Raw genomic sequence first — 14,427 nt, 5'->3', positions numbered from 1 at the left:
GACCATCAACACGATGGTCGACCAGCTCTCCGCCTTCGCCGACGAGGTGACGCGCGTCGCCCGCGAGGTCGGCACCGAGGGCAACCTCGGCGGGCGCGCGCAGGTCCGGGGCGTGTCCGGGGTCTGGAAGGACCTCACCGACAACGTCAACTTCATGGCGGACAACCTGACCTCGCAGGTCCGCAACATCGCGCTGGTGTCGACGGCCGTCGCGCAGGGCGACCTCGGCAAGAAGATCACGGTGGAGGCCAAGGGCGAGATCCTGGAGCTGAAGTCGACCATCAACACGATGGTCGACCAGCTCTCCGCCTTCGCCGACGAGGTGACGCGCGTCGCCCGCGAGGTCGGCACCGAGGGCAACCTCGGCGGGCAGGCGCAGGTGCGGGGCGTGTCCGGGGTCTGGAAGGACCTCACCGACAACGTCAACTTCATGGCCCTGAACCTGACCTCCCAGGTGCGGAACATCGCGCAGGTGACGACCGCCGTGGCCAACGGCGACCTGTCGAAGAAGATCACCGTCGACGCGCGCGGCGAGATCCTCGAACTGAAGGACACCGTCAACACGATGGTGGAGCAGCTGCGCGCCTTCGCCGACGAGGTCACCCGGGTGGCCCGTGAGGTCGGCACCGACGGCCGACTCGGCGGCAGGGCCCAGGTGTTGGGCGTCTCCGGCGTCTGGCGCGACCTGACCGACAACGTCAACTACATGGCCGACAACCTGACCTCGCAGGTCCGCAACATCGCCCAGGTCGCGACGGCGGTGGCGCAGGGCGACCTGTCGAAGAAGATCGACGTGGACGCGCGCGGCGAGATCCTGGAGCTCAAGACCACCATCAACACGATGGTCGACACCCTCTCGTCGTTCTCGTCCGAGGTCACCCGGGTGGCCCGCGAGGTCGGCTCCGAGGGCCAACTCGGCGGCCAGGCACGGGTGGAGGGCGTCTACGGCACCTGGAAGCGCCTGACGACCAACGTGAACGAACTCGCGCTGAACCTCACCACGCAGGTCCGCGCGATCGCCGAGGTCGCCTCGGCGGTGGCCCAGGGCGACATGTCCCGCTCGATCACGGTGGAGACCCAGGGCGAGGTCACCGAGCTCAAGGACAACATCAACCTGATGGTGGCCAACCTCCGCGAGACGACCCGCGCGAAGGACTGGCTGGAGTCCAACCTCGCGCGCCTGGCCGCGCTGATGCAGGGTCACCGGGACCTGATGGAGGTCGCCGACCTGATCCTGCGCGAGCTGACGCCGCTGGTGAACGCGCAGTACGGGGCGTTCTTCCTGGCCGATCCCGACGAGGACAGCCTGCGAACGGCCCTTCCCACCAAGGGACTTGCCTTCATCGCCGGGTACGGGGCGGCGCAGGGCGCGACCGTGGACACGGGCGGGATGCCGGTGCACGGGCTGGTGCGGCAGGCGGCGCGGGAGAAGAAGCGGATCCTGGTGGAGGAGGCGCCGCCCGGCTACATCAAGATCAACAGCGGGCTCGGCGAGGCCTCTCCGGCGAGCGTGGTCATCATCCCGATCATCTTCGAGGACCGGCTCCTCGGCGTGATCGAGCTGGCCTCCTTCTCCCGCTTCTCGGACGTCCACCTCGCGTTCTTCGACCAGTTCGTGAACACCATCGGCGTCGCGATCAACACCATCATCGCCAACTCCCGCACGGAGTCCCTGCTCGGCGAGTCCCAGCGCCTCGCGATGCAGCTCCAGGAACGGTCGGACGAACTCCAGAAGCAGCAGGCCGAGTTGCAGCGCTCGAACGCCGAACTGGAGGAGAAAGCGGCCCTGTTGGCGACCTCCTCGCAGTACAAGTCGGAGTTCCTGGCGAACATGTCGCACGAACTCCGCACGCCGCTCAACTCGTTGCTGATCCTGGCCCGGCTGCTCTCCGACAACCCGGACGGCCGGCTCTCCGACCAGGAAGTGCAGTTCGCGACCACGATCCACCGCTCCGGCTCGGACCTGCTCCAGCTCATCAACGACATCCTCGACCTGTCGAAGATCGAGGCCGGCCGGATGGACGTACGCCCCAAGCGCCTTCCGCTCATCAAGCTGCTGGACTACGTCCACGCCACGTTCCGTCCGCTCACCCTGGACCGGGGGCTCGCGTTCGAGGTGTCGGTGGGCGAGGACGTGCCGCGCGAGCTGTGGTCGGACGAGCAGCGGCTCCAGCAGATCCTGCGCAATTTGCTGTCCAACGCCATCAAGTTCACCGCGACGGGCAGCGTCGAACTCCGTGTGACCCGCGTCAAGGACCCCGAGCACCGCTACTGCGACGACAGTGACGAGGTCATCGTGTTCGCCGTCTCCGACACCGGGATCGGCATCGCCGCCGAGAAACTCCCGGTGATCTTCGAGGCGTTCCAGCAGGCCGACGGCACGACCAACCGCAAGTACGGCGGCACCGGTCTCGGGCTGTCCATCAGCCGCGAGATCGCCGGCCTGCTGGGCGGCCGTATCGTCGCCGAGAGCGAGCCGGGACAGGGCTCCACCTTCACTCTCTACGTCCCCGTCGTCAGCCCCGGGCACGCGGCGGGCGGCGCGCCGCTCACCGAGGACCGTGAACTGCCGCTGCCGCCGACGCAGTTGTCGTCGGAGTCGTTCACCGCGCACGAGGTGGACGACAGTTGGCCCGCACCCACCAAACTGGAGGCGTGGATGACCGGGCGCGCGGGGCAGGTGCTCCCGGGGCGGCGGGTGCTGATCGTCGACGACGACATCCGCAACGTCTTCGCGCTCACCCATGTGCTGGGGCGGGTCGGGATGCCGGTGCTGTACGCGGAGAACGGCCGCGAGGGCATCGAGACGCTGGAGCGCAACCCGGACGTCGAACTCGTGCTGATGGACATCATGATGCCGGAGATGGACGGGTACGAGACCATCGCCGCCATCCGCCGCGCCCCGCGCTGGACCGGGCTGCCGATCGTCGCGCTCACCGCGAAGGCGATGCCGGGCGACCGGGAGAAGTCCATCGCGCGGGGCGCCAACGACTACGTACCGAAGCCGGTCGACGTCGACCAGCTGCTGACCGTCGTGTGCACGCTCCTGGACCCCGAGGCCGGGGGCGGGTCCGGGGACGTCACGGGGGCGGATCCGGGTACGCCAGGGGAGACGGCGGCACCGCCGACGACTGAGTGAGGCACAGCCATCATGAGCGCTGAGGCAACGACCGACGAGCGCGCGAGCATCCTCCTGGTCGATGACATGGAGGACAACCTGGTCGCGCTGGAGGCCGTCCTGGGGTCCCTCAACGAGCCGCTGGTACGGGCGCGTTCGGGCGAGGAGGCGATGAAGGCGCTGCTGCGGCAGCGGTTCGCCGTGGTCCTGCTGGACATCCGGATGCCGGGGATGGACGGGTTCGAGACCGCGGCCAACATCAAGCGGCTCGACCAGACCAAGGACGTGCCGATCATCTTCCTGACCGGGACGGACTCCGACGCGGGGTACGCGTTCCGGGGGTACGCGACGGGTGCCGCCGACTACCTGACCAAGCCGTTCGATCCCTGGGTCCTGCGGGCCAAGGTGACCGTGTTCCTCGAACTGCACCGCAAGAACCAGCTGTTGGAGCGGATGCTGGCCCGGGAACAGGGGCAGTTCGACGAACTGGCGTCGCGGCTCAAGGAGATCGAGGCGCGGATGGCCGCGAGTTCCGTCGCCGAGGTGGGGGAACTCCGGATGCGGGTGCGGGAGATGGGCCGGATCGTGCGGGACATGCGACGGCGCTAGGGACGCAGATGGCGCGTCGTCGGATGCGGGCCCGGCCCGGCGGGGGGCCGGTCGCGCGGTTCCCCGCGCCCTTGACGGGCCCCGCTGCCCTTTCGGGGTGCGGGGCCCGTCAGGGATCACGCCTCGCGTGAGCCCGCGTACATCTCGTCGATGAGGTGCTTGTACTCGCGTTCCACGACCGGGCGCTTCAGCTTGAGGCTCGGGGTGATCTCGCCGTGTTCCACGTCGAGGTCGCGGGGCAGGAGGCGGAACTTCTTGATGGTCTGCCAGCGCTGGAGGCCCTCGTTGAGTTCCTTGACGTAGGCGTCGACGAGGGCGACCGTGACGGGCGCGGCGACGACCTCGGCGTAGGACCTGCCCTCCAGGCCGTTCTCCTTGGCCCATTCCAGGATGGAGGGTTCGTCGAGGGAGATCAGGGCGGTGCAGAAGTTCCGGTCGGCGCCGTGGACCAGGATGTTGGAGACGTAGGGGCAGACGGCCTTGAACTGGCCCTCGACCTCGGCGGGGGCGATGTACTTGCCGCCGGAGGTCTTGATGAGGTCCTTCTTGCGGTCCGTGATGCGGAGGTAGCCGTCCGGGGAGAGCTCGCCGATGTCGCCGGTGTGGAACCAGCCGTCCGACTCCAGCACCTCGGCGGTCTTCTCGGGGAGGCCGTGGTAGCCCTCCATGATGCCGGGGCCGCGCAGCAGGATCTCGCCGTCGTCCGCGATGCGCACCTCCGTGCCGGGCAGCGGCTTGCCGACGGTGCCGGTGCGGTAGGCCTCGCCGGGGTTCACGAAGGAGGCCGCCGAGGACTCGGTCAGGCCGTAGCCCTCCAGGATGTGGATGCCGGCGCCGGCGAAGAAGTAGCCGATGTCCGGTGCGAGCGCCGCCGATCCGGAGACGCAGGCGCGCAGCTTGCCGCCGAAGGCCTCGCGGATCTTCGCGTAGACCAGCGCGTCGGCGACCTTGTGCTTCGCGGTGAGGCCGAAGGGCGCGCCGGCGGTGCCGGTGCGGCGGAAGTTGTCCTGGGTGACCTTGGCGTACTCGCGGGCGACCTCGGCGGCCCACTGGAAGACCTTGTACTTGGAGGCGCCGCCCGCGCGTGCCTTGGCGGCGACCCCGTTGTAGACCTTCTCGAAGATGCGCGGGACGGCGGCCATGTACGTCGGCTGCACGACCGGCAGGTTCTCGATGATCTTGTCGACGCGGCCGTCGACGGCGGTGACGTGCCCGATCTCGATGTGCCCGGAGGTGAGCACCTTGCCGAAGACGTGGGCGAGCGGCAGCCACAGGTACTGCACGTCGTCCGGGCCGAGCAGGCCGGTCGCGGAGATGGCCTTGGCGAGGTACGACCAGTTGTCGTGCGGGAGGCGGACGCCCTTGGGACGGCCGGTCGTACCCGAGGTGTAGATGATCGTCGCGAGCTGGTCCTTGGTGATGGCCGCGACCCGCTCCTTGATCAGGCCCGGGTTCTTCTCCAGGTACGCGGCGCCGCGCTGCTCCAGCTCGGCGAGGGTGAGCACCCCGTCGCCGGTCTCGACGCCGGCCGGGTCGATGACCACGACGTGGGTCAGCTCGGGCAGTTCGGCGCGCTTCGCCTGCGCCTTGGCGAGCTGGGCCGCGTCCTCCGCGATGAGGACCTTGCTGCCGGAGTCGGCGAGGATGAACGTCGACTCGTCGGCGTTGGTCTGCGGGTACACCGTGGTCGTGGCGGCGCCCGCGCACAGGATGCCCAGGTCGGCGAGGATCCACTCGACGCGGGTGGCGGAGGCGAGCGCGACGCGCTCCTCGGGCTGTACGCCCAGTTCGATCAGGCCGGCGGCGATGGCGAAGACCCGCTCGGCGGACTGGGCCCAGGTCAGCGACTTCCATGCGTCGGGGCCCTCGCCGGAGGCCGCCGGCACCGGGTAGCGGTAGGCCTCCGCGTCCGGCGTGGCCGCCACCCGCTCCAGGAAGAGGCCCGCCACGGACGGCGGACGGTTCTCGATCAGGGTCTGTGTGTCGCTCACGACATCCTCCGGGCCCGCGACGGTGCGGCTGCTGGCTTGGCTTGTTGCTGCGGCGGTTGGCTCTGTGTGGCTGGTGACTCAGTGTGGCCCCGGCCGCAGGGCGACTGGTAGCCCCTGCGGCTGTTGTTTAACTCACGAGTAACTATGGAGCAGTGATCAGAGTAAGCCGCGACCGGCCGGTGCGTAAGGGGCGGCGGACGGTCACTTCCCGCGGAGTCGGGACCACGCCGGAGGGGCGAAGACTCGGGGCCCGCCGCGCGAAAGCGCCACGGGCCCCGTGCGTCACCGGTTGCCGTCCGGAATTTCGGTGTATAGGACCGCTACTTCTTGCCCTTGCCGCCGCCACCGTTGTCGTCACTGGACAGCACCGCGATGAAGGCCTCCTGGGGAACCTCCACGGAACCCACCATCTTCATCCGCTTCTTGCCCTCCTTCTGCTTCTCCAGCAGCTTCCGCTTACGGGAGATGTCACCGCCGTAGCACTTGGCGAGGACGTCCTTGCGGATGGCGCGGATGGTCTCGCGGGCGATGACCCGGGAGCCGATCGCGGCCTGGATGGGCACCTCGAAGGCCTGCCGCGGGATCAGCTCGCGCAGCTTGGCGACCAGCCGCACGCCGTACGCGTACGCCGCGTCCTTGTGCGTGATCGCCGAGAAGGCGTCCACCTTGTCGCCGTGCAGCAGGATGTCGACCTTGACCAGGCTGGACGTCACCTCGCCGGTGGGCTCGTAGTCCAGCGAGGCGTAGCCGCGGGTCTTGGACTTCAGCTGGTCGAAGAAGTCGAAGACGATCTCCGCGAGGGGCAGCGTGTAGCGGATCTCGACGCGGTCCTCGGAGAGGTAGTCCATGCCGAGCAGGGTGCCGCGCCGGGTCTGGCACAGCTCCATGATCGAGCCGATGAACTCCGACGGCGCGAGGATCGTCGCGCGCACGACGGGCTCGTAGACCTTGTCGATCTTCCCCTCGGGGAACTCGCTCGGGTTGGTGACGATGTGCTCGCTGCCGTCCTCCATGTCGACCCGGTACACCACGTTCGGTGCGGTCGCGATGAGGTCGAGCCCGAACTCGCGCTCCAGCCGCTCCCGGATCACGTCCAGGTGCAGCAGCCCGAGGAAGCCGACGCGGAAGCCGAAGCCGAGGGCCGCGGAGGTCTCCGGCTCGTAGACCAGGGCCGCGTCGTTGAGCTGGAGCTTGTCGAGGGCCTCGCGCAGCTCCGGGTAGTCGGACCCGTCCAGCGGGTACAGGCCCGAGAAGACCATCGGCTTCGGGTCCTTGTAGCCGCCGAGCGCCTCGGTCGCGCCCTGGTGCAGGGTGGTGATCGTGTCACCGACCTTGGACTGGCGGACGTCCTTCACACCCGTGATCAGATAGCCGACCTCGCCGACCCCGAGCCCGTCCGCGCCGAGCATCTCCGGCGAGTTGGTGCCGATCTCCAGCAGCTCGTGCGTGGCGTTCGTCGACATCATCCGGATCCGCTCGCGCTTGGTGAGCTGGCCGTCGACGACACGGATGTACGTCACGACGCCCTGGTAGGAGTCGTAGACGGAGTCGAAGATCATGGCGCGGGCGGGCGCGTCCGCGCTCCCGACGGGCGCCGGGATCTCCTGGACGACCTTGTTCAGCAGCGCGTCGACACCGAGGCCGGTCTTCGCGGAGACCTTGAGGACGTCGTCGGGGTCGCAGCCGACCAGGTTCGCCAGCTCCTCGGCGAACTTCTCGGGCTGCGCGGCCGGCAGGTCGATCTTGTTCAGTACGGGGATGATCGTGAGGTCGTTCTCCATCGCCAGGTACAGGTTGGCGAGGGTCTGGGCCTCGATGCCCTGGGCGGCGTCCACGAGCAGCACGGTGCCCTCGCAGGCGGCGAGGGAGCGCGAGACCTCGTACGTGAAGTCGACGTGTCCCGGGGTGTCGATCATGTTGAGGATGTGGGTACTGCCCTTGTCGGCCCCTTCGGTGGGGGCCCAGGGCAGTCGGACCGCCTGGGACTTGATCGTGATGCCGCGCTCGCGCTCGATGTCCATGCGGTCGAGGTACTGAGCACGCATCTGCCGCTGGTCGACCACTCCGGTCAGCTGGAGCATCCGGTCGGCGAGCGTGGACTTGCCGTGGTCGATGTGCGCGATGATGCAGAAATTGCGGATCAACGCCGGGTCGGTACGGCTCGGCTCGGGCACATGGCTGGGGATCGCGGGCACGCAGGGTCCTGATTCTTGAGGCGTCCGCAGTGTCTGCGGTCTCGGGTCGGATCTATACGTAGTCTCCATCGTCCCACGCGCGGGAGGCGTGGTCCGGTTTGGGCCGGTGCGGGTGGGTGAGCGGGGGGTGAGCCGGGAGGTGGGGGCGGTCTCCTGAGCGGGGTCGGGGCGGCGGCTGGCGTGGTTCCGGGAGGTCGGAGGGGCGGGGAGGGCGGAGAAGGTCTGGGGGTGTCGGAGGGGGGTCGGGAGGTCGGAGGCGGGTCGGGGAAATCCGGGTGGATGCGGGGTTGCTCGGGGACCGGCTTGAGGGGGTCCGGGTGGGGCCAATGCAGGTGGGTGAGCGTGGGAGGTTGAGGGACCGGGGTTGCCCGGAGGTCCACTTCGGGGGACGGGTGGGCTGGGCCGGGGCCCGTGGGCAAGGGGTGCGGTCCGGGTGGGGACGGTGCGAGGGGTGCGCCGGAGGCCTCCCGGGGACCGGTTTGGGTGGGCCGGTGGGCGGCTGGTAGCCTGGGCGACTGTGTCTCATGCCCTCTCGGCACGAGGCTCAACCCAAGAAAATCATCGGCCCGGGACCCGTGCGGCCCCGTGCCAGAACCTGCAAAGGCTCATTCGTGGCGAACATCAAGTCCCAGATCAAGCGGATCAAGACCAACGAGAAGGCTCGGCTGCGCAACAAGGCCGTCAAGTCCTCCCTGAAGACCGCGATCCGCAAGGCCCGCGAAGCCGCTGCCGCGGGTGACGTCGAGAAGGCCACCGAGTACCAGCGCGCTGCCGCGCGTCAGCTCGACAAGGCCGTCGCGAAGGGCGTCATCCACAAGAACCAGGCCGCCAACAAGAAGTCGGCGCTTGCTTCCAAGGTCACCGCGCTCAAGGGCTGATCCTCCGCACTTGCCTCGGCCCGCGCTCGCGCGGACCGGACCAGTAGCAATCCACCGTGAGGACCATATCGAGCCCTCTACCTCGATTCACGGACAGACATCGTGGTCGCCACGCCACGTACAGTGCCCCCGGACCCACTTCGGGGGCACTGCTGTGTCCGCCCCCGGTGGCGCCGTAGCGCCCGCTCGCCTCGCCCACCCGCCGTAGCGCGCACCCACCGTGCCCACCCGCCGTGACGCCGAGGCTCCACCACGACCGTCCAGGACTCCGCTACGACGGCCCCGCGCCCCGCTACGACTCTTACGACTGTCCCCGTGACCGGGCCGCCCGGGCGATCGTGACGACCGCCTTCTCCAGCGCGTACTCCGGATCGTCTCCCCCGCCCTTCACTCCCGCGTCCGCCTCGGCCACCGCGCGCAGCGCGACGGAGACCGCGTCCGGTGTCCAGCCCCGCATCTGCTGCCGCACCCGGTCGATCTTCCACGGCGGCATCCCCAGCTCACGCGCCAGATCCGCCGGCCGTCCCCCGCGCGCGGACGACAGCTTCCCGATCGCCCGCACGCCCTGTGCCAGCGCGCTGGTGATCAGCACCGGCGCGACCCCGGTGGACAGCGACCAGCGCAGCGCCTCCAACGCCTCCGCCGCGCGCCCCTCCACGGCCCGGTCCGCGACCGTGAAGCTCGATGCCTCGGCCCGGCCCGTGTAGTACCGGCCGACGACCGCCTCGTCGATGGTCCCCTCGATGTCGGCGACCAACTGGGAGACCGCGGACGCCAGTTCCCGCAGATCGCTGCCGATGGAGTCGACGAGCGCCTGGCAGGCCTCCGGCGTGGCCGATCTTCCGGTCGCCCGGAACTCGCCCCGCACGAACGCCAGCCGGTCCGCCGGCTTGGTCATCTTCGGGCAGGCCACCTCCCGCGCCCCGGCCTTGCGCGCGGCGTCGAGCAGCGCCTTGCCCTTGACCCCGCCCGCGTGCAGCAGCACGAGCGTGATCTCCTCGGCGGGCGCGCCGAGATACCCCTTCACGTCCTTGACCGTGTCCGCGGACAGGTCCTGCGCATTGCGTACGATCACGACCTTGCGCTCCGCGAAGAGCGAGGGACTCGTCAGCTCGGCGAGCGTGCCGGGCTGCAACTGGTCCGACGTGAGGTCACGTACGTCCGTGTCGGCGTCGGCGGCCCGAGCGGCGGCCACCACCTCCTGCACGGCACGGTCGAGCAGGAGGTCCTCCTGGCCCACGGCAAGCGTCACCGGGGCGAGAGGGTCGTCATTCGCAGTCTTCCTGGCCATTGCGTAAAGCATCCCATGCGGCACTGACAACGGGGGCGGGGTGGCGTGTGCGGGGGTTGTTGGTCTGGGGTGTGGGGTCGGCTTGGGGTTCGGGTCGGGGTCGGGGGTATGGCCCGGGCTCGGGGTCTAGGTGCGGGCTCGGGCGGGTGACGTGCGGGGTGCGCGTGCGGGGCGAGGTGCGCGGCCCGGCTCAGGTGCGCGCGCAGACCCATGGCCGGAGGCGGGCTCGGGAGCCTGTTTCGGGGGTCCGGGTCGGGCTCGGGGTCGGGGCGCAGGGTCAGGTGGATGCAACTGCTGGGCTGGGTGCGGGCCCGGCTCAGATGTGCGTGCAGGCCCAGGGCCCCGGGCGCGCTCAGGTCGCCGTGCGGGGCTGAGTGCAGGGTCGGGCTCAAGTGCGTGCGGGGATCAGGTGGGGCTCAAGTGCGCGGTAGAGCTGGGGGCCGGGTGGCCGTCCGAGTTCGGAATCGGGAGTGGTTCCGAGTGCGAGGCCAACCGGCGAACGGGGACGGGCCTGCCGGAGACGGGCACGACTACGCGAACCCTGGGATCCGTCGCCCCTACGGCTCCTCGCGCCAGCCGTCCCACTCCCCCGCGAACGCGTCCAGCTCTCCGGGGTCGAGGCGGCCGTGTTCGTCCCGCAGGACCAGGAGCCACTGGGCGTCCTCGGCGTCGTCCTCGCCGGCCAGGGCGTCCCCCGTACCAACTGGGGTTCCTCGTCCAGTGGGAACCGCTCGCCGAGCGCCTCCGCCGCCTCGTGGGCCGCGTCTCGGTCGGGCAGCACCAGCACATGTCTCACATCGCTCACACGGGATATTTTCTACCCCCGCTTCCGCGCCTCCGGAACCGACCCCAGCTCGATGCCGAACCGGTCCCGGTACACCTCCAGCACCTCGTCGTCCGCGGTCAGTTCACGTACGTCCCGCGTGCCCTCCTCGTTGGTCACCGTGAGGGTCCGGCCGGCCAGGGTGATTCTTCCGCCGTCCTCCAGAAGCCGGGAGCAGACCAGGGACTGGGTGAAGTGGGAGGCAGGTGACGTGCTGTGCCACCACGCGCCGGCCACGAAGTCGGCGAGTTCCCGGGGATGTGTCTCCAGACGGTACTGGGGCTTGCCGTCATGAACGACGTCCAGGTCGGGGCCCACCTCGACCAGGCTGAACGTGCCGCCCGGGTCCCGCTGCGCACCCGGTTCCGCGAACGCCAGCGGGTAGTGACTGTGCCTGCCGAACCCGACGTCCGCCAGCCACACGCTCCCGTCCGCCGTCCCGACGCGCAACGCCAGATGGTCGTACGGGATACCGAGCCGCCCCTCGTCCCCGTGCACCCGCGCGGCGAGGAGCGTGGCCTCGAAACCCAGGCTGGTGAGCAACGCCCCGAAGGCGCCGTTGAGTTCGTAGCAGAACCCGCCTCTGCGCGCGCCCACCACCTTGTCCAGCAACCGGTCCTCGTCCAGCACGATCTCCTCGCCCAGGTGCACCGACAGGTTTTCGAAGGGCACGGCCCGCAGATGGTGCAGGTGCAGCTCGCGCAGGGCGTCGGCGGTGGGCGCGGCCGGGCGGGCTAGGCCCAGGCGGCGGAGGTAGGCGTCGGTCTGTGCGGAGTTCATGCCCCCAGTCTCACTCCAGGGCGGGGCCGTCGCCCAGGACGATGACCAGGCAGACGACCAGCTCACCGCCCCACCCCACCCCTCACTCCCGTATCACCCGCAACCCCTCCCCGCTTCCGCCGACCGCCAACGCCCCGTCCACATCCGTCCGCAGCACCACCGCGCCCATGGCCCGCAGCGCCGCGACCGTACTCGGGGCGGGGTGACCGTAGACGTTGTGCTCGCCGCAGGAGATCAGCGCCAGCCGCGGAGCGACTCTGCGTATCAGCTCCGGGTCCTGATAGGCCGAGCCGTGATGGGCGACCTTGAGGACGTCCACGTTCCCGAGCAGTGCGGCTGCCGGTGACCTCAACAGCTCCTGCTGGGCCGGGGGTTCGAGGTCTCCGAGCAGGAGCAGTCGCAGCCCGGCCGTCCTCACCAGCAGGGCGATGCTCGCGTCGTTCGGCCCGTCCAGGTCGGGCCCCGGGCGCGTGGAGGGCGCTGGAGGCCACAGCACCTGCCAGGCCAGAGGACCGGTGCGCCGCTCCTCGCCGGCCACGGCCCGGGTGATCGGGATGTGCCGCTCCGCCGCCGCTCTGCGTACGAACTCGACCTGGTCTGCGGGCTCCTCGAAGGACGTCGTCTCGATCGCACCCACCGAACGACCCCGCAACACCCCGGGCAGCCCAGCCACATGGTCGGCATGGAAATGGGTGAGCACGACGAGCGGGATCCTGGTGATGCCAAGCGTACGCAGGCACTGGTCGACCGGCTTCGGATCGGGTCCGGCGTCCACGACCACGCCGGCGCCCTTGCCCGCCGCGAGCACCGTCGCGTCCCCTTGCCCGACATCACACATCGCGAACCGCCAACCCGGCGGCGGCCATCCCGTGATCACCCGGGTCAACGGCGCCGGCGCCATCACGATCAGCAGCAGCACGAACCCACAAACCCCGCACAGCCAGGGGTACTTCAGCAGCCGCCGCCCGACCAGCACAAAGGCCGCGACCGCAACCGCGAGCAGCAGCGCCCCGGTCCAACTCCCCGGCCACTCCACTCCCCCGCCGGGCAGCGACGCACCGGTCCGGGCGACGTCCGCGATCCACCCCGTGGGCCAACTCGCGCCCCACGCAAGCACCTTGGCCACCGGCATCGCCATCGGGGCCGCGATCAGCGCGGCGAAACCCAAGACGGTGGCCGGCGCGACCGCGATCTCCGCGAGCAGATTGCACGGCACCGCCACCAGACTCACCCGCGCCGACAGCACGGCCACGACCGGCGCGCACAACGCCTGCGCGGCAGCGGCGGCGGCCAGCGCCTCGGCCAGCCGCGGCGGAACCCGGTGCCGACGCAGCGTCTCGCTCCAGCGCGGCGCGAGCGTGAGCAACGCACCGGTCGCGAGCACGGAGAGCAGGAAGCCAAAACTCCGGGCCAGCCACGGGTCGTAGAGCACCAGCAGCAGGACGGCCGTCGCCAGGGCCGGGATCAGTGATCTGCGGCGCCCGGTCGCGAGGGCGAGCAGCGCCACGGCTCCGCAGGCCGCGGCCCGCAGCACGCTCGGATCTGGGCGGCACACGACGACGAAGCCGAGGGTGAGCACGCCACCGAGCAGCGCGGTCGCCCGGAGGGAGATGCCCAGGCGCGGTGCCAGACCCCGGCGCTCGATGTGCTGGGCGAGACCCGGTGGGCCGATGAGAAGGGCGAGCAGGATGGTGAGGTTGCTTCCGGACACGGCGAGGGTGTGCGCGAGATCCGTCTCCTTGAACGCCTGGTCCAACTCAGGTGTGATGCGCGCGGTGTCCCCGACGACCAGCCCCGGCAACAACGCCCGCGCGTCGCCCGGCAATCCGTCGGTGGCCTCACGCAGCCCCGCCCGCAACCGGCCCGCGAACCGCTGCGCCCCGGACGGCTCCCCCACCACCTCCGGCACCGGCTGGTTCCGTACCCGGAGCACGGCCGCGACCCGGTCCCCGCTCGTCAGCGAGGGTGCCAACCGCGCGGTCACCTTGACTCGCGTGGAGGGAAGCAGCCCGAGCCACGGCGAATGCTCCGGGCCGCCCCGTGCCCCTCCCCTCGCGTCCCCTCCCTCCGCGCTCACCCCCTTCCCGGTCACTCCCTTCATTGACGAACCCGGGTCCACGATCAACAGCACCGGCGTCCGTGTCCGCACGACCGTCCCGTCCATCTCCTGGACCCGCCGCACCTCGCCGTCGATCAGCACAGAGACCGGCGCCGCATGATCCCCACTGATCCGTGGCCGGGTCAGCCTCGGATCGGAACCGACCTCCACCTCGGCGGTCACGGTCGCGTACTCCCCCGCCAACTCGGGCACCGGCCCACGCCGCAGATCCGCCCCGTGCAGCCCGGCGGAGGCCGCGGCCGCGGCGACGGAGAGGAGCAGGGCGGCGATCGAGACGCGGGGCCAGGCGGCATGCCTCCATGTGGGCTGACTCTGTGTGGGCTGCCTCCCTACGGGCTGCCTCTGTGTGGTTCGTCGCGGTGTGGACTGTGGCCGTGTGCGCTGCCTCCGTGTGGTCTGTCGCCGCTTCGTGAGCAGCAGCACGAGCGCCACCGACAGAGCCGCGAGCGCTCCTCCCGTCACCCACGCCGGTGACGCGTCGATGGCCAGTGCCGCCGTCGCCCAGGCCGCGAGTGCGGGCGGTACCAGTCGTAGGTCTGTCGGGCCTTCTGGTCGGGGGTGGGTGGTGCTCCACTCGTCGCCGGAGGCGGCGTGCGCGGGCTCGACTCTTGGCCTCAGGCCTG

8 protein-coding genes and 1 pseudogene are annotated in these 14,427 nt (G+C 70.3%); 3 read left to right on the top strand and 6 right to left on the bottom strand.

Annotation, left to right across the window (positions count from 1 at the left end):
- A partial coding sequence (locus tag ACIPTO_RS13435; protein ID WP_401191424.1) for a HAMP domain-containing protein occupies positions 1-3,139 on the top strand: 3,139 nt, incomplete at its 5' end.
- 12 nt (positions 3,140-3,151) lie between these two features.
- A complete protein-coding gene (locus tag ACIPTO_RS13430) occupies positions 3,152-3,727 on the top strand; it encodes a two-component system response regulator (protein ID WP_401191422.1) in 576 nt (191 codons plus the stop codon).
- Positions 3,728-3,843: 116 nt separating this feature from the next.
- On the opposite strand, the gene ACIPTO_RS13425 is transcribed toward ACIPTO_RS13430, so the two are convergent.
- Together ACIPTO_RS13425 and lepA are read right to left on the bottom strand one after the other, a co-directional pair.
- Positions 3,844-5,718: an AMP-dependent synthetase/ligase gene (locus tag ACIPTO_RS13425; RefSeq protein ID WP_401191420.1), complete on the bottom strand. Its 1,875-nt coding sequence runs from the start codon at positions 5,716-5,718 to the stop codon at positions 3,844-3,846.
- 320 nt (positions 5,719-6,038) lie between these two features.
- On the bottom strand, positions 6,039-7,913 hold the full coding sequence (gene lepA / locus ACIPTO_RS13420; RefSeq protein ID WP_401191418.1) for a translation elongation factor 4: 1,875 nt from the start codon (positions 7,911-7,913) through the stop codon (positions 6,039-6,041).
- A gap of 611 nt (positions 7,914-8,524) precedes the next feature.
- On the opposite strand from lepA, the gene rpsT reads away from it, so the two are divergent.
- On the top strand, positions 8,525-8,791 hold the full coding sequence (rpsT, locus tag ACIPTO_RS13415; RefSeq protein WP_043676462.1) for a 30S ribosomal protein S20: 267 nt from the start codon (positions 8,525-8,527) through the stop codon (positions 8,789-8,791).
- Positions 8,792-9,092: 301 nt separating this feature from the next.
- Here rpsT and holA read toward each other — a convergent pair whose 3' ends face one another.
- From holA to ACIPTO_RS13395, 4 genes and pseudogenes are all read right to left on the bottom strand, one after another.
- A complete protein-coding gene (gene holA / locus ACIPTO_RS13410) occupies positions 9,093-10,082 on the bottom strand; it encodes a DNA polymerase III subunit delta (RefSeq protein WP_366313606.1) in 990 nt (329 codons plus the stop codon).
- Between the two features lie 557 nt (positions 10,083-10,639).
- Positions 10,640-10,887: pseudogene (locus ACIPTO_RS13405) on the bottom strand (hypothetical protein).
- A gap of 12 nt (positions 10,888-10,899) precedes the next feature.
- On the bottom strand, positions 10,900-11,685 hold the full coding sequence (locus ACIPTO_RS13400) for an arylamine N-acetyltransferase (protein WP_401191416.1): 786 nt from the start codon (positions 11,683-11,685) through the stop codon (positions 10,900-10,902).
- An 82-nt stretch (positions 11,686-11,767) separates the two neighbouring features.
- A complete protein-coding gene (locus ACIPTO_RS13395; RefSeq protein ID WP_401192121.1) occupies positions 11,768-14,422 on the bottom strand; it encodes a ComEC/Rec2 family competence protein in 2,655 nt (884 codons plus the stop codon).
- Positions 14,423-14,427 lie beyond the last annotated feature (5 nt).

Source organism: Streptomyces sp. NPDC090083, from assembly GCF_044747445.1.
Taxonomy (GTDB): Bacteria; Actinomycetota; Actinomycetes; order Streptomycetales; family Streptomycetaceae; genus Streptomyces.
This window is presented reverse-complemented; position numbering and strand designations above follow the sequence as displayed.